The organism is Macrococcus armenti, assembly GCF_020097135.1.
Taxonomy (GTDB): domain Bacteria; phylum Bacillota; class Bacilli; order Staphylococcales; family Staphylococcaceae; genus Macrococcoides; species Macrococcoides armenti.
The window spans coordinates 428,005-446,754 of the sequence record NZ_CP083608.1 but is presented as its reverse complement, the minus strand read 5'-3'; the positions used below and the strand labels follow the sequence as shown (position 1 = coordinate 446,754).

Here is an 18,750-nt window from a genome sequence, read left to right as displayed (position 1 = left end):
TGCGTATAATTTTCGAATAATTTGATTTAAAAAAAATCATCAGATAGATAATCCCTATCTGATGATTCTCATGTAAAAATATTACCTTAAAAAATATGCGTTAAAAAGTTAACTACAAAAAATACAATTGCTGCAAGTAAAGCTGAAATTGGCATCGTAATTACCCAAGTAATGATCATACGTTGTGCTGTTGTCCATTTTACACCTTTCACACGGTGGCTTGAACCTACACCTAAAATTGATGATGATACAACGTGTGTTGTTGATACTGGTAAGTGAATATGTGTTGCACCAAAGATAATTAAAGCTGATGATAAATCTGCCGCTACACCGTTTGCCGGGCGAATTTTCATAATGTTGCCACCAACTGTTTTAATAATCTTCCATCCACCAACTGCTGTACCAAGTCCCATTGCTGCAGCACATGATAACTGTACCCACCATTGTGGTTCAGTACTACCTGTTTGCATACCCGCAGAGATTAATGCCATCGTAATAATCCCCATCGCTTTTTGTGCATCATTGGAACCATGTGCGAAAGCTTGCGCTGCTGCTGTAAAGATTTGTACAACTCTGAAACTACGATTTGTTTTAGTCAGATTCGCATTTTTAAATACTGTTTTAATAATCGTATACATAATATATCCGACGATAAATGCAAGTAGTGGTGAAATAATTAATCCGACTACAATTTTCGTAAATCCAGCATATTCTAATATGCCAAATCCACCAGAGGCAATTGCAGCACCTGCAATTGATCCAATTAATGTATGAGATGATGAACTTGGAATTCCATAATACCAAGTAAGTAAGTTCCAGGTAATAGCACTAATTAATGCCGCTAATATTACTACTTGACCGTTTTGTAATGTAAACGGGTCAACGATATCTTTCGTTACTGTTTTTGCAACTCCGTGGAACAGAATCGCACCAACAAAGTTCAGCACTGCTGCCATAAAGATTGCATGACGTGGTTTTAATGCTTTAGTAGATACTGCTGTTGCAATTGCATTTGCCGTATCGTGGAAACCATTGATAAAGTCAAAGGCTAACGCGAAGAACACAATCGCAAACGTAAAAATAATAATCGGTTCCATAAAAATGCTCCTTAACTATTTTTCATAATGATAGATTCAAGTATGTTCGCAACTGCCTGACATTTATCAGCGATATCTTCCAGTGATTGATAAATATCTTTAATCTTCATCACAGTTAATGGATCAGTTTCTACAGATAGAATATGTTTAATAGACTGTCTTAAAATACCGTCGCAATTTGTTTCATGTTCTTTAATATTAATAGAGTGCACACGTACATGTGATAACTTTTTATCAGCGACAAGTGAAACTGCTGTTTTGATTTCTTTCGCACAACCTTGAATGTTCTGAACGAACTCTGCCATAAACTCATCTGAGTACTCAATTGAGTACATTTCAAACATTGCAGATGTTTCTTCCATACCATCCATTACATCGTCAATTGCATTTGAAAGTGCAAGAATATCTTCACGTTCAATTGGTGTAATGAAAGTTTGATTTAAGTCTGATATCATCTGGTGCATTAACTCGTCACCATTTGTTTCGTATGCTTTAATCGTATCCGCATACTTTTTTAAATCAAATGCATTATGAAAAGTCATTTCACCAAATGCAACTGCAGCACGATCTAAGTTTTCTGCCATAGCTTCTAACTGAACCGCAAATTTATCTTTTTTCTTGTTAAACATGTTACTGCCTCCTAGTATTTACACTATAATTCTTTACATTGCCTATTTTAAAGCAATTTGTTTACTATTAATAGATATTTGTAAAATTTTTATTAAGTATGTAAAGAAAGCGTTTGCAAAACATTGATACTATCAATGCTCTTTACAATCTTTACAAAACTGTAATATTTAATACACACAAATTAGTGTCTTATCATAAAAAAATCAATCAGCAAAAGTAAATGTATCATCCTTTGCTGATTGATTTTTTTATTTCGTATATCGTTTTTCTACGCCGTTTGCTTTCTCTTCCTGAAATCGTGCTATACGCATTTCTACATCGAATATGCGCATAGATAAATGATGAATTGGTAATTGTGTTAATAAATAAATTAACCATGGTAATGTCGGTTCGTAATCATGCAATGCGATAATTAATGTATCTGTATGTTTTAACCTTCTGAATTCCATACGCGCTCTACTATCCGGCGTATCTTTATACATTGCACCACTCGTTATTTTATATACGACACGATTGACATCACATTTTTCTTCATCCAATGTCAGCGTGAGAATATTCTTACCCGCGACATGTATCGTAAACGATTGTCCCGCTTCTGTTACTTGTACTACGTTAAATGCCATTTCACTCAACCAGTTAAAGTAATATCGGCTTACTTCAGCAACTGTCCACGACGACGGGATAAGCGTTCTTTGAATACTTCTGACGTCGTTGATCTCAGACGTTTGTGTCTGTGGTACAATCCCTTTTCTTTTAACTGTCGTTTTAGTAGCGAATACAGGCGTGCTGTAACTTTGTAAAATGTTCAATGTTTCTGTATCATCACTTGTTCCGGTAATGTAGAAAATTGCTTTTAAACCTGTCGTTTCAGCTGCACGGGCAAAGTTATCCGCACTGATTGCATTGATATCTTTAAACCTTGCATCGTTTAATTTACTGGAGCGTTTATTCGGATCCAGAAAGTAAACGCCGTAGTCCACATGCTGCATTGCATCGATACAATCATTTAAAGAGAACATATCGGCAGTTATCCATTTGACACCTTGCACTACTTCACCTGGATACTTACTCATCGCATATATATCAAACTGTCCTGCAAGTTGCTGTGATAAATATTTTCCGATATAACCTGTTGCACCTGTTAACAATACTTTTTCTTTCATTATACGCACCTCGTTTATTTAGGTTTCGTTACTAATGGTTCTTCTTCTAATGTATTATATAATGATTGATTTGTATATTCACTTAAAAATTGCATTAACTTTTCATATGTTACTTTCGATTCTTTTAATTTCATATGAAATTGATACTGATGCTTAAGTTTATGTGTGCCATCGAAATACGATGTCTCCACAGGGACGTTATTTGATTTTAATACACGTTCCAATGCTCTAGACTGACTTTCAAAAGGATCCGCATCACCTACTGTAAGAAATACAGGTGGATAGTTACGTGTCACTTGTTTTGTAACGGTCATCTGATTAATTTGTTTAAAGTCCTGCTCCCAATGTTTTTCCCCAGTATAGCTCTCCATATATTCTTCAATACGTGGAAACTTCGTGTCTCTAACAGTATGCATATCATATAAGCCACCAAATAAAATAACACCTTTAATTGAAGTTTTGCTAAATACAGCACTTTCCTGCATATCATCTCTTAATGCTTTATTCGTCTGAAGCGCTGCAAATTGAGATGCAATTTGAGCACCTGCAGAGTCACCACCAATAATAATCTGACTAAAATCAATCGGTAAATTAAATTTATTCTGCTTCATAAACATTGCGGCCTGTTTTTCCTGAATGAGCGGGACAGGATATTGATGTGCCGGAGCGAGTGCATAGTTAATGTTCGCAATAATAAACCCTCGTTCAGCAATTTGTGCTAAGTAAGGATTTTTATGGTTTTTATCTCCTGCGATAAATCCACCACCGTGTGTCCATAATATAAGGGGTAGCTTATCTCCTTCTTTAATGTTTTTCGGCATAATAATATCAAGTTCTGAGTTCGGTGCATCATTTCCGTACTTCACATCTGATATTAGTTTAACATTCCTTGCTACACCAAATTCATCAAAGACAGTCCCTTCACTTAATGCTGCATTTTCTTTAGGGTACCATCCCATAACGCGTGCAATAAACATGACAATTAATGATAATAAAATAACGAATAGTAAGTACCTCTTTTTCATCTGCAAAATCCTTTCACTTCATACACATTATACATGTTAATGTGTGATATAAAGAAAAGCCAGGAGACCTATTGCTTATGCAATATGGTCTTTCCCTGCCTTTTTACGTTTAATATATTTAAATAGTAAGCCGAAGCATAGTAGTAAACCGACATACCCCATAATCGGATAAACTGTTCCAACTAGTTCTACGAAACCTACGAAACTTAATGCATAACCAATTGTCATTGAAACGACGAGTAAAATAACATATTGTTTCGAATAAGGCGTCGTTAATCTTGCTACGAATGAATACATAAGTCCTACAATTGTGTTATACATTACCATTAACATGATAATACTTAATGCTAAACCGAGAACTGGATGAATCATACGTCCTAATACTAGTGTAGGAATCGCTGAATCCTGAATCATTTCTAATTCACTTAGAAGGCCCGAGTTAACCATTAGTAATAGTACTAGTAATGTAATACCTCCAATAAATGCACCACGACCTGCAATACGTTTCTTCGATGCATCACTACCAATGGCTGCCATCATACTATAACCCGTTGCAAATGCGAGTCCTCCGTAGTTTAATCCCGAGAACCACCACAATGAATTTTCTGGTAAGAAACTTAATTTGAATGGTTGTTTAGAAGGTTCAATATACTTATCGATTTCACCAACCGAAACATGACCTTTAAAGAAGAAATATATAGCAATAATTGTTACAACAACAATTAAGAAAGGAGTCACAACACCTAAAGCACTTACAATTTTACTGAAATCCAGAAGTAATGTGCCGACTACTGCTACGATCATTATCAATGACCCTAACCAAATCGGGATGCCGAAACTTTCATGAAATGCACTACCAGATCCAGCTATCATAATGACTGAAATCGCATATAAGAAAAACACTAAAATGTAGTCAATAATTTTACCAAATTTTTCACCAAATAGGTACGTAATTGTAGGTTCGTGACTATCTACATCAAGTCCGTATCCTACTTTACTAATTTGTCGTCCGAAAAATGTCAGCATCAGACCGGCAATAATAATAGCAAAATAACTGTATATACCATAATTCGTGAAAAACTTTAAAACTTCCTGACCTGTTGAAAATCCTGCGCCGACGATGACACCAACATATGCGGCACCTATTTTCATCGACTCTCTGTTTCCTTTTGACATCCAACCTCTCCCTATAAATAAATAACTTGCCGTGAATAAGTCACAACAAGTTATTAATTACCCATATATTCTATTGATAAACATGAAATTTAATTTCTTTCTTCTTCCAGACCGAACGTCTCGCCTTCTGGTGATTTTGAACGTGTTATGAAAAGTGCCGTTATAAAACCAATTATCGTCAATGCGATTGCAAACCAGTATGCATGGTGAACACCACTCGTTAATGCCTCCTGAATTTGTTCATGCGTCGGATGACTTATACCATCCAGTGCCTTCTTCTGACCATGTGTCATGATACTTACAAACACTGAAATTCCCATTGCACCTGCTATCGGTTGGATCATATTACCAATTGCTGTACCATGTGGATACAAATGTTTCGGTAATTGATTAATCGCATTTGTATGACTCGGCATCATAATCATTGAAATCGAAACCATTAATATCATATAAACAATAATAAAGACATAAAGTGGTATACCCGGATGAATCGTTGAATAGAAGAACATAACTGCCATTAATACGAACATACCAGGAATAATCATTTTACGAGGCCCAATTTTATCAAAGATACGCCCCATCACAGGACTCATGGCACCATTCAGTAATGCCCCGGGTAATAAAATCATACCTGCTACTTTAGCACTGAACCCCATCGGCCCCTGAAGATACATCGGCATTACAATCTCAGAAGCAAACATTGCCATCACCACGACAACGAATATAAACATCCCTTTACTATAGTTACCATATTTAAATACTGACATGTCCAGTAAAGGTGATGATAACTTTTTCTGACGTAATACAAAGATGAACAAAGCGATAAATCCAGTAATAATAGAAACAAAGACGAGCGGATTTGTAAATCCACCTTGAACACTGCCTACTGAACTAAAACCGTATATCACACCCGCTACACCAACTGTAGAAAGTATTACACTGAATACATCTACTTTTGGTTTCGTTACTTCGCCTACATTATCTAAATACTTAAACGCAAATCCAATGGAAAACAAAACAAATGGTACGACAGCAAAGAATAACCATCGCCAACCGAGCGTATCAACAATGACTCCTGAAAGCGTCGGACCAATGGCTGGTGCAAACATCATAACAAGTCCGAAGTTCCCCATTACTTTACCACGCTCGTGTGGTGGGAATAATAACAGCAGCGCATTCATAATAACAGGAATTAATAATCCCGTTCCAGCTGCCTGAATCATTCGACCAGCAAGTAACATCGGGAAGTTTACTGCAAAACCGGCAACTAAAGTCCCAATTAAGAATATCGACATTAAACCGATAAAAAGTTGTCGTGTATTAAACCATTGTATAATTGTGGCAGAAAGTGGCATCAGCACACCCATAACAAGCATAAACCCAGTTGCTAACCACTGTACTGTCGGTGCATCGACATGGAAAACTGTCATAATTTTCGTTAAAGCGATGTTTAGCAATGTTTCATTTAAAAACGTAAAAAATGCACCTATTAAAAAGGTGATCATTATGATTGTAGATTTCTTCATATTTCCTCCGAAATTTTATTTGTCTATACATCTTATAGCATTTAATACGTAAAAACAATATGTCTTACGATTTATTTTATATACTTATATTTATTTTTTATAATAATTTGCATTATAAAAGCGTTTATTTCATTATATAAATAACACGATGAAAAGGAGCTTTAATATGGAAATTCATAAACAAATTGTACAGACATATGTAAGAGAAGCGCATGTAAGAGACTTTGAAAGCAATTCTGAAGAACCTACTGTAATGCATCGATTAGATTATACTGGCAGCGATGATCCACACGTATTTGAATTTAAACTTACCTTTATGTTCGGGCATTTCGGTACACAAGTTGACGGCGTCATCGAAACAACGATGCTGATTCAGGGGGAAGAAGGTACTGATATTCTTGCTGACATAAAACAAAATGAAGCAATGTATGCCATTCCATTATTCGCAAAAGCGTCATCAATCGTTACAAAGTTATCTGAAGACCGAGGTCAATTTCCAATTATTGTACCGATTGAACTATGGCTTGAATAAACATAAAACGCTTAAGACACTGTCTTAAGCGTTTTTGTACTGATTAAAGTCTTTAATATCTACGACAACTTTATCTAATTTTTTCGCAGCTTTCTTCATTAAAGTTCTTGCAACCTGGTTCGTTGAATCAATCGCAAGTATTCTCTTAGATGTATCAAATGCTTCACGATCTGATAATACTGGCGTTGGCGTCGTGTATAAGAATAATAACTGCAGTAAGTTTTTAATTTCCTTATAGTCTGTCATTACAACAGCTCGTTCAGCATGGAAATATGCACTATCAAATGCACCTTTCACTTCACTCAACGGATATACAAGTAGTAAAAATGCAAGATCATGTAATTCAACCGATTCTTCTTTTTTCATCATTTCTAATATAAATGTATAATACATGACCGACTCACTTTCGTGACTTGCGCTGATAAATGCTTCTTCAAATTCCATAAAATCTGTTGCGTTCATTAACTTTTCAGTTGCATAAAAATTACCTGCCAATACTGACTCAGCAATTTGTTCCTGTAGATTCGCCATTTGATACACCTCCTTTTAGCTAGTACATTATAACATATTTTAAATCACAATCATATAATGAGCAATTATTTTAAGTATGTAATTTTTCTCCATATCCACTCAAGTGGTCCATACTTAAATCGTTTGAAATAAAGAGTTGCAAACACTAATTCTAATATAATAATGATAACTGCAATCATATAAACTTCAACGAGCGAAAGCATTGCATATAATTTAAATACGTAAAATATAATAAACATTATTACACTTTGCGTAATATATAAAGTAAAACTCATTTTTCCTGCTCGTTGAAATGGTTTTAAATACGTATAAATAGGTTTGTAATTACAAACGAGTACTGTTGCTATAAAGTAGCTGATTGCAACGAATGTTCCACCGTAGAAGATAAACGCCTGACCAGAAAACATATTTAAATCTGCGTAAATCGTATAGTACTTGATAAGTAATCCTATAATAAAGCTGATAAATGCAATCGTTATTGATACCTTCTTGTTGAGGTTGATACGGTCTATCAAGTTTGCACGCATCGCAAACATACCGAATAATATAAATGGCAATACAGACAAACCATAACTAAAAATGCCTGTAACACTAAGTGCACTGAAATTTTCAAGAAAGAACTGCTGATTAAGCGTGATAATCTTACCGATATCACCACTATGCATTACATCAATCCAATGTTTACTTTCTTCCGATGAAGTAAACTGAAGCATTTGAGGCTCAACGATAGCTGCTACCATCAATATTAAATTGATAAGTAAATACAATACTGAAATGACAGTTGCGGTAATGAGGCTCACTATATTTGGCAATAACAAAAATATAATAGCAATCATACCTAATACTGCATAAACGTTCAGTATATCTCCATAAAAGATAAGTACACCATGCAGCATACCGAATATTAATAAAGCAAATACTCTACGATAAAGGATGGGTAAAAAATTACCGCCACGTTCTTTTATATTCGCTGCCATAATTGCTAAACCAAAGCCAAATAAAAACGAAAAGATTGGATAAAATGAATTATGGACGAATAATACATCCAAATAGTACAGAAATCGATCCATTGATGTATGAAAATGGTCTATCGGATGTGTATACAACTCGTTCATATGAAATCCTACGATGTTCATGAACAAAATTCCCATTATACTAATACCGCGCATTACATCGATACTTTCGATTCTTTTCATCATAATTTCTTAACAAACTCACTCTTTAAACTCATTTGGCCAAATCCATCAATTTTACAATCGATATCGTGTCCATTATCCGGATCAACAAGTTTAATATTTTTCACTTTCGTTCCTTGCTTTATAACTGAAGAACTTCCTTTAACTTTTAAGTCTTTAATTACAGATACACTGTCCCCGTCTTGTAAGACGTTGCCGTTTGCATCTCTCACGACTACTTCTTCTACAATTTCTTCCTGTGGCCATTCATGAGCACACATCGGACATACGTAGTTTAATCCATCTTCATAAGTATATTCTGAATTACATTTTGGACATGCTGGAATTGTCATAGTTATCTCCTTATTTTATATATTTAATATTTTCAATTGCTAATAATGTACGTTTCATATCAAGACCACCGCTGAATCCAGTTAGTTCACCATTCTTGCCGATAACGCGGTGGCAAGGTACTACTATCATTACCGGATTTGCACCAACTGCACCACCAACTGCGCGTACGGCCTGTTTATTACCAGATAATGAGGCGATTTCACTATATGTCACTGCTGTACCATACGGAATATTACAGAGCGATGACCATATTTTCTTTTGGAAATCTGTACCTGCTAAATTAAGTGGCCAGTTAAACTGTTTCAGTTCGCCCTTGAAGTATAATCTCAAGTCTTCAATGAAGCGCGCGTTTAACTGATCCGCTTCATATCCTGTAACTTTTACTGCCTCACTGTAGAATCGCTCGATATGTCGATTTAAATACTCCATCGTATCGTCATTCGCTAAATAAATAACACCTGAAGCATTCGAAGCGATGATAAAATCTGTATCGTTCAAAAGAAAGTGCGTAATATATACTTTCAAATGATTCATCCTCTCACTTTGTTTATGCAAATGGTTTACGAGACATATCAATATGTGGAATTAAATCTACAAAATATATGTCTGATGATGGTATTAAACCGAAACTCGCATAAAAGTCTTTTAAATGTGCCTGTGCACTGAGTGAAATATTTTTATCTGAATAATTTTCTTTTACATAATCAAGTCCATTTTGAACAAGTTCACGTGCAAGTCCTTGCCCACGAAATTCTGGATTAACAATCACGCGACCTAATTTTACTTTATTTTCATCTAATATGATACGCGCATAAGCAGCTACTTTGTCGCCCTCTTTTTTGAAATAATGGATGCATGATAAATCTCTTTCATCAATGTCAGGGTAATAACTTTGCTGTTCAACAACAAATGTATCTATTCTAAGTTTGAAGATCTGATAAATTTCATCATGCGTTAATGATTCATAAGTTTTATAATGCCACAAATGCTTCTCCACCTTTACATGTTTCCTTGATTGTAATATAGGATATAAAAATAATAAAGTTAAAAATAAAAAGCATTGAGACTTATGCCCCAATGCTTACTTATGAAATAATTAGAATCTGTAGTATCCATCAATGTAACCACTTACGTAGCTTACTGAACGTTGTCCGATTCCTTCAGATGGATTTAATGCATCAACCATTTGTCCTCCACCGATATATACACCTACGTGGCTATAGTTGTTAAAGAATACTAAGTCACCTGGTTGTGGTGTAGAAACTTGTGTTCCTGCATCTCTTTGTGCATATGTCGAACGTGGAATTGATTTACCCATCGCTGCTAAAACTTGTTGTGCAAATGAAGAACAGTCAACAGCTGAAGCTGAGTTTGCTCCGAACACATATGATTTACCTGCTGCAACACTTAATGCTACTGAAGCAACGTCTCCGCTCACAGCAGTAGTTGCTGGTGCTTTTTGTACTACTGAAGTTTGAGAAACAACAGGAGTGTTTGAGTCGGATGATACTGCAGTTTGTGCAGATGCTACTGGTGTGTTGTAATCATAATTATAAGTATATGAACCATCATTGTTATATGTATAGTTGATGTTATTTGAGTATTGAGTGTTTACACTTGTAGTTGTATTAGAGGCATCTGCTCTTCCATAAGCTGCTGCGTCTACTTGAGTAGTTCCTAATGTTGATAATGACACTAATGCCGTTAAAGCTAATGCTGATTTTTTCATAATATAAATTCCTCCGGTAATTTTAATGATTATATTAAAGTTATATATTTTATTTGGTTAATTGTGTGCCTCGTTTAGCACTGAAATTACTATAGCATGTTTAAACATCATTTGGGGTATTGTTAATAATTTGTTACTTAAGTGATATATTTTGTATACGTCTGTAACAAAAGCATCTTTTCAATAAACGTTGTTATATCAGTGAATTTCTTAAGATACCTCACCTTTCAACTGTAAGCATTATCCAAATATATTACAAAACGAATACTATTCAACAATCTACAACCATTTAACTAAATTTTCTGAAATTAAATAGGGCAACTCTATTGCACTTTTATAGAAGACAGTTGTACAATTCGGGTAGCAAGAAATTTTACTATTAGGAGGACAATCATGAGTAACTTATTAAAAGAACAGTATGGTTTATTTATTAATGGTGAATTTAAAGACAGTGCATCAGGGGAAACGCTTGATGTTACGAATCCTGCTACAGGCGAAGTATTAGCTAAAATCGCAAAAGGTACAGCAGCAGATGTTGATGATGCTGTTCAATCAGCGAAAGAGGCATTTAAAACTTGGCGTCATACTTCGCATACAGAACGCGCAAAGATTTTAAACAAAATTGCAGATAAAATGGATGAACATCGTGAAGAGCTTGCGAAAATTGAATCATTAAACAGTGGTAAAGCAATTCGTGAGTCATTTAATATTGACTTGCCATTTGCAGCTGAGCATTTCAGATATTTCGCTGGTGTTATTTTAGCAGATGAAGGAACGAATAAAGAAGTTGATGCAAATGTTATCAGTGTGATTAAGCACGAACCTATCGGAGTAGTCGGTGCTGTTGTCGCATGGAACTTCCCAATGCTTCTTGCAGCATGGAAACTCGCGCCAGCACTTGCTGCAGGAAACGCAGTTGTAATTCAACCATCTTCATCTACACCTTTATCATTACTTAAATTAGCAGAAATTATACAGGATGTATTACCTAAAGGTGTATTAAACGTCGTTACAGGTAAGGGATCAGAATCTGGTAATGCAATTTTCAATCATGAAGATGTTGCGAAAGTTTCATTTACAGGTTCAACAGAAGTTGGGTACAGCGTTGCAGAAGCAGCAGCAAAACGTATCGTACCTGCTACACTAGAACTAGGTGGAAAAAGCGCAAACATTATTTTTGATGATGCTAACCTTGATCAAGCTGTTGAAGGTGCGCAACTTGGTATTTTATTTAACCAGGGTGAAGTATGTTCTGCCGGAAGCCGTCTATATGTACAAGAAGGCATTTATGATGAATTTATTAGTAAATTAAAAGCAGCATTTGAAAAAGTAAACGTAGGCGATCCAATGGATGAGAACAACCATTACGGTTCACAAACAGGTCAGGCTCAAATCGATAAAATCGAAGAATATATGGAAATCGCAAAACAAGAAGGTTTGAATATTGTTACTGGTGGTAAACGTTTAATGGATAACGGACGTGATAAAGGTTTCTTCTTCCCACCAACAATTATTGAGTTCGAAGACAACAAATCTCGTTTAGTACAGGAAGAAATCTTTGGACCTGTTGTATTAGTATCTAAGTTTAAAACGAAAGAAGAAGTTATCGAGAAAGCTAATGACTCAGAATACGGCTTAGCTGGTGGAATCTTCACTGCAAATATTAACGATGCATTACAAGTTGCGAATGCAATTGACACTGGCCGCATCTGGATTAACACATACAATCAGATTCCAGCAGGTTCACCATTCGGTGGCTATAAGAAATCAGGTATCGGACGTGAAACTTATAAAGAAACATTACGTCACTATCAGCAAGTGAAATGTATTTACATCGATTACTCTGACAAAGCAAAAGGAATCTACCAATAATATAAATAAGTAAGCACATCCCATCCAAATTGGATGGGATGATTTTTTTGGTTTGCGTCTATATCGGATTAACGATGAACTCTCAATGTGGCACGTGTTTTTTATTTACGTGCCACCTCCCACTGTTTCAGAGAGTTCCCATGTCCAAAGTGGCTCGTGTTTTTTATTTACGTGCCACCTTCCACCGTTTCAAGAGGTTCTCGTGGCCAATGTGGCACGTGCTTTTTATTTACGTGCCACTTTCTACCGTTTCAAGAGGTTCTCGTGGCCAATGTGGCACGTGTTTTTTATTTACGTGCCACTTTCTACCGTTTCAGGAGGTTCTCGTGGCCAATGTGGCACGTGTTTTTTATTTACGTGCCACTTTCTACCGTTTCAAGAGGTTCTCGTGGCCAATGTGGCACGTGTTTTTTATTTACGTGCCTCCTTCTACCGTTTCAGATTTTATAGTTCTAATTCATCTTTCTCATAATACGTCCCCCTATGCTTAGATTTTTTATTAAATAGTTTATTCGCATATCGCGCTACTGTTCGAACTGATATTCCTGTAAAAGCTACAATATCTTTCCTTTGAATTTGTTTCATTCCTAATAACCTTAATGTTTCATATGCAGCGAGGATTGCATCATGATTTGAAATTTTGTACCCACAACTACATTGTAAATATTGTTTTTCAGGAACCCTCCGCATTTCAATTTTTCTGCATTTAGGACATCGTAGGCCAAGTTTCATTTCGTCGATATTATAATAATAAATGCGTTTTTCAATTCCTTCATTATCATGCATCTGTATAAGCGCATCAGCAAAATTTTTCATTTGTTGTGTGATACCTTTACATGTTTTCAAATAATTAAATACCGCATTAAGTTCATGTGCGAACATCACACAGTCTTTACCGTTAAATCCTGTTAAATTTAAATCTTCATTAATAAAAATAATTTTACTGATGAGATTTTGAGGCATTTCATACTTTGCAATCAACTGATTTAAATATGCATTCGCATTATCCAATTGTATGAATATATCTTTATCTGTTTTGCCGTGTTCACTGATCAAACGGTTATTCTGATATCGGTAGTTGCCACTATAATTTTTAATATCAAAGTGAAGTATATTTTTCGATGTAATAATTATGAAATCATATTGCACGCGTACCGGCCTTACAAAATTTATATCCCATAAAACAACAAAATCTCCATCTAATTGTTCAATCATTTCAAAGAATTTTAGTTCTCCTTCGTATCCTTTTTTGTACTTCACAAATTTAAGATAATCTTCCTGCTCCATATGAATTCTGTGTTCAAGTTCATATAAATACGCATTAATAGAAGTTGGTTCATGGACTTTTTTTATCAAAATGATCACCTCAACTTCAATATAATGCGTAATTTTTTTATGCGCAAACGCACGTCTATCAACGAAAAATGCAGTTTTTAAAAAATTTCAGCCGAAAACTAAAAAAATTGCAGGAATTCCTGCAATTTTTGAAAAATATCACGCCAAAATTTAATTTTATTGTATATGCATATCGGATTACCATTCGACCTTGAATTTTCCCTTCATGCATCTCTTTAAACACATCATTCACTTCATGTAAGCAACGCGTTTCAACAATCGGTACTACTTTACCTTCTGCACCAAACTGGAATGCTTCACGTAAGTCTTCACGTGTTCCAACTAAAAAGCCTACTACTTCAATACCATCCAGAACAGTTTTAACGATTGATAAATCCATTGTTTCTGGTGGTAAGCCGACACAGACAACTTTACTTGCTGCTGTTACAACTGATGCACGTGCACCGCCAACTTCTTTTAAACTCGATTTTATCATGTGAATATATTCGCATAAAAGAAAATAAATAAAATTGACACATTTTTTGTGTCAATTTTGTGGTCTGTATCGTTCCAATTGCTGACTTACGATACTTGCTAATAATTGCTGAAAGAGCATCCCGAAAGCAACAGGCATCGCAACTTTTGCCGGGAAATATGTTGTTGCGACAATGACGCCTGTAGAGATGTTACGCATTCCACATAAAAATGTAATGCTCACATGTCTCGCATAGCTATGTTCCATAAAATGACTCAATGCAACACTCACTATATAACCACTTACAACGACTACGAAAACAACAAGTATAATGATGAATAATTCCCACGAAAACTTTTTCATATATGGCGAAATCGCTCCACCATTTACAAATATAATACAGAATAATGCAAGTTTGCTAAACGGACTAAGCCTTGTGCCAATAATATCAGGTATTTTTCCTTTACTAATTTCATTTAAAATTATTGCAATAATCGTCGGGACGACAATCATCATGATTAAATCGATAATTAAACTACTCGTATCAATTTCTACAGACTTCATCGCAACGAAGTGGAGTGTTGTCGGAATAATAATCGGTGCTAGCATCGTATCAAGCATGACGACAGCAAGTCCTAATGGTATATCACCTCTACCAACATTGATCCAAATAATACTTGTGACACCGGTCGGTACAGACATCAGCATGACAAATCCGATAATGAGTAACGGATCATCGAATACGAATTGCGCAATAACGTAACTAATAATCGGCATTATAATATGCAGTATTAACAAACAGAATAATATGGCACGAGGCGCTTTATAAAATACATTCAAATCGCTGAATTTCATGCGAATACTACTTGCAAATGTCATAAAGGCAAATAAATAAGGTACAAATAATAGAAACTGTTTTCCAAAATCATCAAATATAATACCGAGAATTAAACTACTGATCGTTAAAAATGCAATATATTTTTGTATAACACCATTCATTTTATCAAGCATGATGAAAAACTATCTCCCAACTCATATAAAAACAGAAGAACATTTTGTTCTTCTGTTTTTAGTAATTACTTTTCTTTTAAGCCAAGTGCACGTGCTGTCTGTTTATTAATTTCTTCAAATAATTCTGGATGCTCTGCTAATTTCTTACCGTATGAAGGAATCATTTCTTTAATTTTCGGTTCAAATTCTGTCATACGATTCCCGAAACATTCATTAATAACACGTAACATAACGTGAACTGCTGTTGATGCACCAGGTGAAGCCCCCAGTAACGCTGCGATACTACCATCTTTACTTGTAATCACTTCTGTACCGAACTGAAGCGTACCTTTTCCGCCTGCTTCAGTTTCTTTAATCACTTGTACACGTTGTCCTGCAACGACAATTTCCCAATCTTCTGATTTAGCATTCGGAACGAATTCACGTAATTCTTCCATACGTGCTTCGTGATTCTGCATTACTTGTGAAATTAAGTATTGTGTTAATTTCATTTCTTTCGCACCAGCTGATAACATATTTGCGATGTTACCTGGTGTTACAGATTCGATTAAATCCGTATATCGACCTGTTTTTAAGAACTTTGGTGAGAAACCTGCATATGGTCCGAATAATAATGCACGCTCACCATCAATATAACGCGTATCTAAATGTGGTACTGACATCGGAGGAGCGCCAACTTTCGCTTTTCCATATACTTTCGCTAAATGCTGTTCCACAATTTCAGGCTTTTTACATACTAAGAATAATCCGCTTACTGGGAAGCCACCGACACCTTTTGCCTCTGGAATCTTCGTCTTCTGTAATAATGGTAACGAATATCCACCTGCTCCGATAAACACGAACTTCGCACTATGGATTTCAGATTTCTTTGCTTTTTCATCATAGACTTTTACATCCCATGTACCGTTTTCATTACGTTTAATATCTTTTACGGCATGGTTATAATGAATCACTGCACCTTCATAAGAAGTCATAATATCAAACAAGTCATTCGTTAACGCACCGAAGTTAACATCAGTCCCTGCTTCCATACGTGTAATCGCAATCTTTTCATCGGGATTACGACCTTTCATCATTAATGGTACCCATTCACGCATCTTATCATGGTCTTCTGTTAGCTCCATTCCTTCAAATAATGGATTCCCTTCGAACGCTTTTAAACGACGTTTTAAGAAGTCAACATTTTGTTCACCTTCAACGAAACTTAAATGTGGTACAGGCATAATAAATCCTTCAGGATGCTTTAGCTTACCTTGGTCTACAAGATATGCCCATAACTGTTTCGATAGTTGGAACTGCTCATTTACACCACTTGCTTTTGTAATATCGATATTGCCATCTGCATCTTCGTTCGTGTAGTTTAATTCACATAAAGCAGAATGCCCAGTTCCTGCATTATTCCATACATTCGAGCTTTCAAGACCTGCAGCTTCTAATTTTTCAAAAACTTTAATGTTAATTGACGGATCAAGTTCCTTTAACAACACACCTAGTGTTGCACTCATAATTCCGCCACCAATTAAAATTACATCTGTTTCTTTAAATTTACGCTTCATTCATTCCTGCCCCCAATATTTTTGAACTCCATTACTTCTATTATAGACCTTTTTTTGTCATTTGTAATCGTAGTAAAGCATTTAATATAAAAAAATGTAACCGGATACAATATAATAGTACAATAATAACAATCTTCTATTGGACGGTAGTGCGCAAAGTATCTTCTAATCTCATTTGCAAGCAAATTTGTACCTTGAGAGATATAATTGTTATTATTATATCGTAACGATGCAATACCATATACGCGTCTTTCTTTGTTTATGAGTTTTAAAATTTCCATATTTAACTGGTAATGACTTACCGCTCTACCTGAATTGTGACACTGTAGCCGCCTCTGTTTGATTCGGCTCAAATGTAGCACAACTTGTGAACAATAACGCGCTTACTAATGTTACTTTAACAAATTTCATCATCATCCATCCTCACGTATTAAGTTTTAAATATGTAATTTTATCATTAATATATAGGAGAGAATTTTATGCAGAATATATTGAATAATGTAAAGAATACTTCAAATCCTTACTATCATGAATTAATATATTTACAACTCGACTTTTCCTTCAAAACAAGTAGCAGAATATTTTTTTCAGATACGTTATATAAATATTTAATTGAACATTTGTACAAATTCACAATCACCATCTCCTCGAAAGTCAATGAAAACGGTATTGCTGTTGACTTTTTTTATATTCGGAATTTATATGATAATCATTTATCTGAAACGCTTAACTCTAATATCATCAATTTAGCGTTACCGAATATTAATCCGACTGCAGAGAATCTCTGCTACTATATATGGACATCTTTCAATAATATTCTGCCAGAAAACGTTTCGCTTGAAGAAATTACATTTTCAGAATGCGATCAACATAGAGTAATTATAAATCGTAATCATTTTGTTTAATTAAAAGGAGGAAGTTGCATTGAAAAGAGTATTAATAACAGGCTTTGAACCATTTGATGGTGCAAAAATTAATCCATCATATGAAGCAGTGAATGCTTTACCTGAAACAATCGACGGAGCACAGATCATTAAAATGCAAATCCCGACCGTCTTTTATAAAGGTGCAGCACTAATAAGAGATGCAATAATGAAAAACTTACCTGATATCATTATATGCGTAGGTCAGGCAGGTGGTAGAAGTGCAATATCCATTGAACAAGTTGCGATTAACATAATTGAAGCACGAATTCCGGATAATGAAGGAAATCAACCGCAAGATGAGAATGTCATCGTCACAGGTGATAATGCATATTTCTCTAACTTACCCGTTAAAGCGATGGTAAAAGCGATTCAGGATAAAGATATACAAGCAGAAATTTCATACAGTGCTGGCACATTTGTCTGCAACGAAGTGATGTATCAATTGCTGCATACAATCACTAAAGAGTTCCCTTCTATGCGAGGTGGTTTTATTCACGTACCATATGCTCCAGAGCAAACGAAAGACAAACCATCAATGCCGATAGAAACAATGACTGAAGCACTTTACACTGCAATCCAGGCAGCACTGACGCATCAAGAAGATATAACGCTGAATACCGGGACTATACATTAAAAG

General features: G+C 35.3%; 19 protein-coding genes and 1 pseudogene. 4 read left to right on the top strand and 16 right to left on the bottom strand.

The window, feature by feature from the left end:
• Nucleotides 1-86 precede the first annotated feature (86 nt).
• The 6 genes from LAU42_RS02465 to LAU42_RS02440 form a co-directional block, all read right to left on the bottom strand.
• Entirely contained in the window at nucleotides 87-1,097 is a 1,011-nt protein-coding gene (locus LAU42_RS02465; protein WP_224184116.1) for an inorganic phosphate transporter, read from the bottom strand.
• An 11-nt stretch (nucleotides 1,098-1,108) separates the two neighbouring features.
• A complete protein-coding gene (locus LAU42_RS02460; protein ID WP_224184115.1) occupies nucleotides 1,109-1,726 on the bottom strand; it encodes a DUF47 domain-containing protein in 618 nt (205 codons plus the stop codon).
• Between the two features lie 249 nt (nucleotides 1,727-1,975).
• Nucleotides 1,976-2,890, bottom strand: coding sequence for an NAD-dependent epimerase/dehydratase family protein (locus tag LAU42_RS02455; RefSeq protein WP_224184114.1), 915 nt, complete (start codon nucleotides 2,888-2,890; stop codon nucleotides 1,976-1,978).
• A gap of 14 nt (nucleotides 2,891-2,904) precedes the next feature.
• On the bottom strand, nucleotides 2,905-3,915 hold the full coding sequence (locus LAU42_RS02450; protein WP_224184113.1) for an alpha/beta hydrolase: 1,011 nt from the start codon (nucleotides 3,913-3,915) through the stop codon (nucleotides 2,905-2,907).
• A gap of 75 nt (nucleotides 3,916-3,990) precedes the next feature.
• A complete protein-coding gene (locus tag LAU42_RS02445; protein WP_224184112.1) occupies nucleotides 3,991-5,091 on the bottom strand; it encodes a YkvI family membrane protein in 1,101 nt (366 codons plus the stop codon).
• A gap of 89 nt (nucleotides 5,092-5,180) precedes the next feature.
• Nucleotides 5,181-6,617 (bottom strand): DHA2 family efflux MFS transporter permease subunit, encoded by a 1,437-nt coding sequence (locus tag LAU42_RS02440; protein WP_224184111.1) that lies wholly within the window; start codon nucleotides 6,615-6,617, stop codon nucleotides 5,181-5,183.
• 166 nt (nucleotides 6,618-6,783) lie between these two features.
• Here LAU42_RS02440 and LAU42_RS02435 point away from each other — a divergent pair, with 166 nt between their 5' ends.
• Nucleotides 6,784-7,149, top strand: a complete 366-nt coding sequence (locus tag LAU42_RS02435) for a hypothetical protein (protein WP_224184110.1) — start codon at nucleotides 6,784-6,786, stop codon at nucleotides 7,147-7,149.
• 24 nt (nucleotides 7,150-7,173) lie between these two features.
• Here LAU42_RS02435 and LAU42_RS02430 read toward each other — a convergent pair whose 3' ends face one another.
• The 6 genes from LAU42_RS02430 to LAU42_RS02405 all read right to left on the bottom strand — a co-directional run bounded on the left by LAU42_RS02430 (nucleotide 7,174) and on the right by LAU42_RS02405 (nucleotide 10,938).
• A complete protein-coding gene (locus tag LAU42_RS02430; RefSeq protein WP_224184109.1) occupies nucleotides 7,174-7,680 on the bottom strand; it encodes a hypothetical protein in 507 nt (168 codons plus the stop codon).
• Between the two features lie 65 nt (nucleotides 7,681-7,745).
• Nucleotides 7,746-8,879 (bottom strand): DUF418 domain-containing protein, encoded by a 1,134-nt coding sequence (locus tag LAU42_RS02425; RefSeq protein ID WP_224184108.1) that lies wholly within the window; start codon nucleotides 8,877-8,879, stop codon nucleotides 7,746-7,748.
• A complete protein-coding gene (locus LAU42_RS02420) occupies nucleotides 8,876-9,208 on the bottom strand; it encodes a zinc ribbon domain-containing protein YjdM (protein WP_224184107.1) in 333 nt (110 codons plus the stop codon). The genes LAU42_RS02425 and LAU42_RS02420 overlap by 4 nt, the downstream gene beginning before the upstream one ends.
• A 10-nt stretch (nucleotides 9,209-9,218) precedes the next feature.
• Nucleotides 9,219-9,743 carry a methylated-DNA--[protein]-cysteine S-methyltransferase gene (locus tag LAU42_RS02415; protein ID WP_224184106.1) on the bottom strand — a complete coding sequence of 175 codons (525 nt, stop codon included), beginning with the start codon at nucleotides 9,741-9,743 and terminating at the stop codon, nucleotides 9,219-9,221.
• 13 nt (nucleotides 9,744-9,756) lie between these two features.
• A complete protein-coding gene (locus LAU42_RS02410) occupies nucleotides 9,757-10,194 on the bottom strand; it encodes a GNAT family N-acetyltransferase (RefSeq protein WP_224184105.1) in 438 nt (145 codons plus the stop codon).
• 111 nt (nucleotides 10,195-10,305) lie between these two features.
• Nucleotides 10,306-10,938, bottom strand: a complete 633-nt coding sequence (locus LAU42_RS02405; RefSeq protein WP_224184104.1) for a C40 family peptidase — start codon at nucleotides 10,936-10,938, stop codon at nucleotides 10,306-10,308.
• 393 nt (nucleotides 10,939-11,331) lie between these two features.
• Here LAU42_RS02405 and LAU42_RS02400 point away from each other — a divergent pair, with 393 nt between their 5' ends.
• Nucleotides 11,332-12,810, top strand: coding sequence for an aldehyde dehydrogenase family protein (locus tag LAU42_RS02400; RefSeq protein ID WP_224184103.1), 1,479 nt, complete (start codon nucleotides 11,332-11,334; stop codon nucleotides 12,808-12,810).
• 444 nt (nucleotides 12,811-13,254) lie between these two features.
• Here LAU42_RS02400 and LAU42_RS02395 read toward each other — a convergent pair whose 3' ends face one another.
• From LAU42_RS02395 to mqo, 4 genes and pseudogenes are all read right to left on the bottom strand, one after another.
• On the bottom strand, nucleotides 13,255-14,166 hold the full coding sequence (locus LAU42_RS02395; RefSeq protein ID WP_224184102.1) for a nuclease-related domain-containing protein: 912 nt from the start codon (nucleotides 14,164-14,166) through the stop codon (nucleotides 13,255-13,257).
• Between the two features lie 175 nt (nucleotides 14,167-14,341).
• Nucleotides 14,342-14,623, bottom strand: a pseudogene (gene adhP / locus LAU42_RS02390) (alcohol dehydrogenase AdhP); the annotation flags it as partial.
• A gap of 69 nt (nucleotides 14,624-14,692) precedes the next feature.
• The gene (locus tag LAU42_RS02385; RefSeq protein ID WP_224184101.1) at nucleotides 14,693-15,631 is read right to left on the bottom strand and encodes a bile acid:sodium symporter family protein; all 939 of its coding nucleotides are present in this window, start codon (nucleotides 15,629-15,631) and stop codon (nucleotides 14,693-14,695) included.
• Nucleotides 15,632-15,696: 65 nt separating this feature from the next.
• Nucleotides 15,697-17,187 (bottom strand): malate dehydrogenase (quinone), encoded by a 1,491-nt coding sequence (mqo, locus tag LAU42_RS02380; RefSeq protein ID WP_224184100.1) that lies wholly within the window; start codon nucleotides 17,185-17,187, stop codon nucleotides 15,697-15,699.
• 479 nt (nucleotides 17,188-17,666) lie between these two features.
• Here mqo and LAU42_RS02375 point away from each other — a divergent pair, with 479 nt between their 5' ends.
• Together LAU42_RS02375 and pcp are read left to right on the top strand one after the other, a co-directional pair.
• On the top strand, nucleotides 17,667-18,092 hold the full coding sequence (locus LAU42_RS02375) for a 6-pyruvoyl trahydropterin synthase family protein (RefSeq protein WP_224184099.1): 426 nt from the start codon (nucleotides 17,667-17,669) through the stop codon (nucleotides 18,090-18,092).
• A gap of 19 nt (nucleotides 18,093-18,111) precedes the next feature.
• Nucleotides 18,112-18,747 carry a pyroglutamyl-peptidase I gene (gene pcp, locus LAU42_RS02370; protein WP_224184098.1) on the top strand — a complete coding sequence of 212 codons (636 nt, stop codon included), beginning with the start codon at nucleotides 18,112-18,114 and terminating at the stop codon, nucleotides 18,745-18,747.
• The last annotated feature ends 3 nt before the right edge of the window (nucleotides 18,748-18,750 follow it).

What these genes read in the sequence shown, in the direction of transcription:
- LAU42_RS02450 (WP_224184113.1), bottom strand. Translation starts at nt 3,915, where the DNA reads ATGAAAAAGAGGTACTTACTATTCGTTATTTTATTATCATTAATTGTC.
- LAU42_RS02400 (WP_224184103.1), top strand. Translation starts at nt 11,332, where the DNA reads ATGAGTAACTTATTAAAAGAACAGTATGGTTTATTTATTAATGGTGAA.
- LAU42_RS02420 (WP_224184107.1), bottom strand. Translation starts at nt 9,208, where the DNA reads ATGACAATTCCAGCATGTCCAAAATGTAATTCAGAATATACTTATGAA.
- LAU42_RS02385 (WP_224184101.1), bottom strand. Translation starts at nt 15,631, where the DNA reads ATGCTTGATAAAATGAATGGTGTTATACAAAAATATATTGCATTTTTA.
- LAU42_RS02425 (WP_224184108.1), bottom strand. Translation starts at nt 8,879, where the DNA reads ATGATGAAAAGAATCGAAAGTATCGATGTAATGCGCGGTATTAGTATA.
- LAU42_RS02405 (WP_224184104.1), bottom strand. Translation starts at nt 10,938, where the DNA reads ATGAAAAAATCAGCATTAGCTTTAACGGCATTAGTGTCATTATCAACA.
- LAU42_RS02465 (WP_224184116.1), bottom strand. Translation starts at nt 1,097, where the DNA reads ATGGAACCGATTATTATTTTTACGTTTGCGATTGTGTTCTTCGCGTTA.
- mqo (WP_224184100.1), bottom strand. Translation starts at nt 17,187, where the DNA reads ATGAAGCGTAAATTTAAAGAAACAGATGTAATTTTAATTGGTGGCGGA.
- LAU42_RS02430 (WP_224184109.1), bottom strand. Translation starts at nt 7,680, where the DNA reads ATGGCGAATCTACAGGAACAAATTGCTGAGTCAGTATTGGCAGGTAAT.
- LAU42_RS02460 (WP_224184115.1), bottom strand. Translation starts at nt 1,726, where the DNA reads ATGTTTAACAAGAAAAAAGATAAATTTGCGGTTCAGTTAGAAGCTATG.
- LAU42_RS02440 (WP_224184111.1), bottom strand. Translation starts at nt 6,617, where the DNA reads ATGAAGAAATCTACAATCATAATGATCACCTTTTTAATAGGTGCATTT.
- LAU42_RS02445 (WP_224184112.1), bottom strand. Translation starts at nt 5,091, where the DNA reads ATGTCAAAAGGAAACAGAGAGTCGATGAAAATAGGTGCCGCATATGTT.
- LAU42_RS02375 (WP_224184099.1), top strand. Translation starts at nt 17,667, where the DNA reads ATGCAGAATATATTGAATAATGTAAAGAATACTTCAAATCCTTACTAT.
- LAU42_RS02435 (WP_224184110.1), top strand. Translation starts at nt 6,784, where the DNA reads ATGGAAATTCATAAACAAATTGTACAGACATATGTAAGAGAAGCGCAT.
- LAU42_RS02455 (WP_224184114.1), bottom strand. Translation starts at nt 2,890, where the DNA reads ATGAAAGAAAAAGTATTGTTAACAGGTGCAACAGGTTATATCGGAAAA.
- LAU42_RS02415 (WP_224184106.1), bottom strand. Translation starts at nt 9,743, where the DNA reads ATGAATCATTTGAAAGTATATATTACGCACTTTCTTTTGAACGATACA.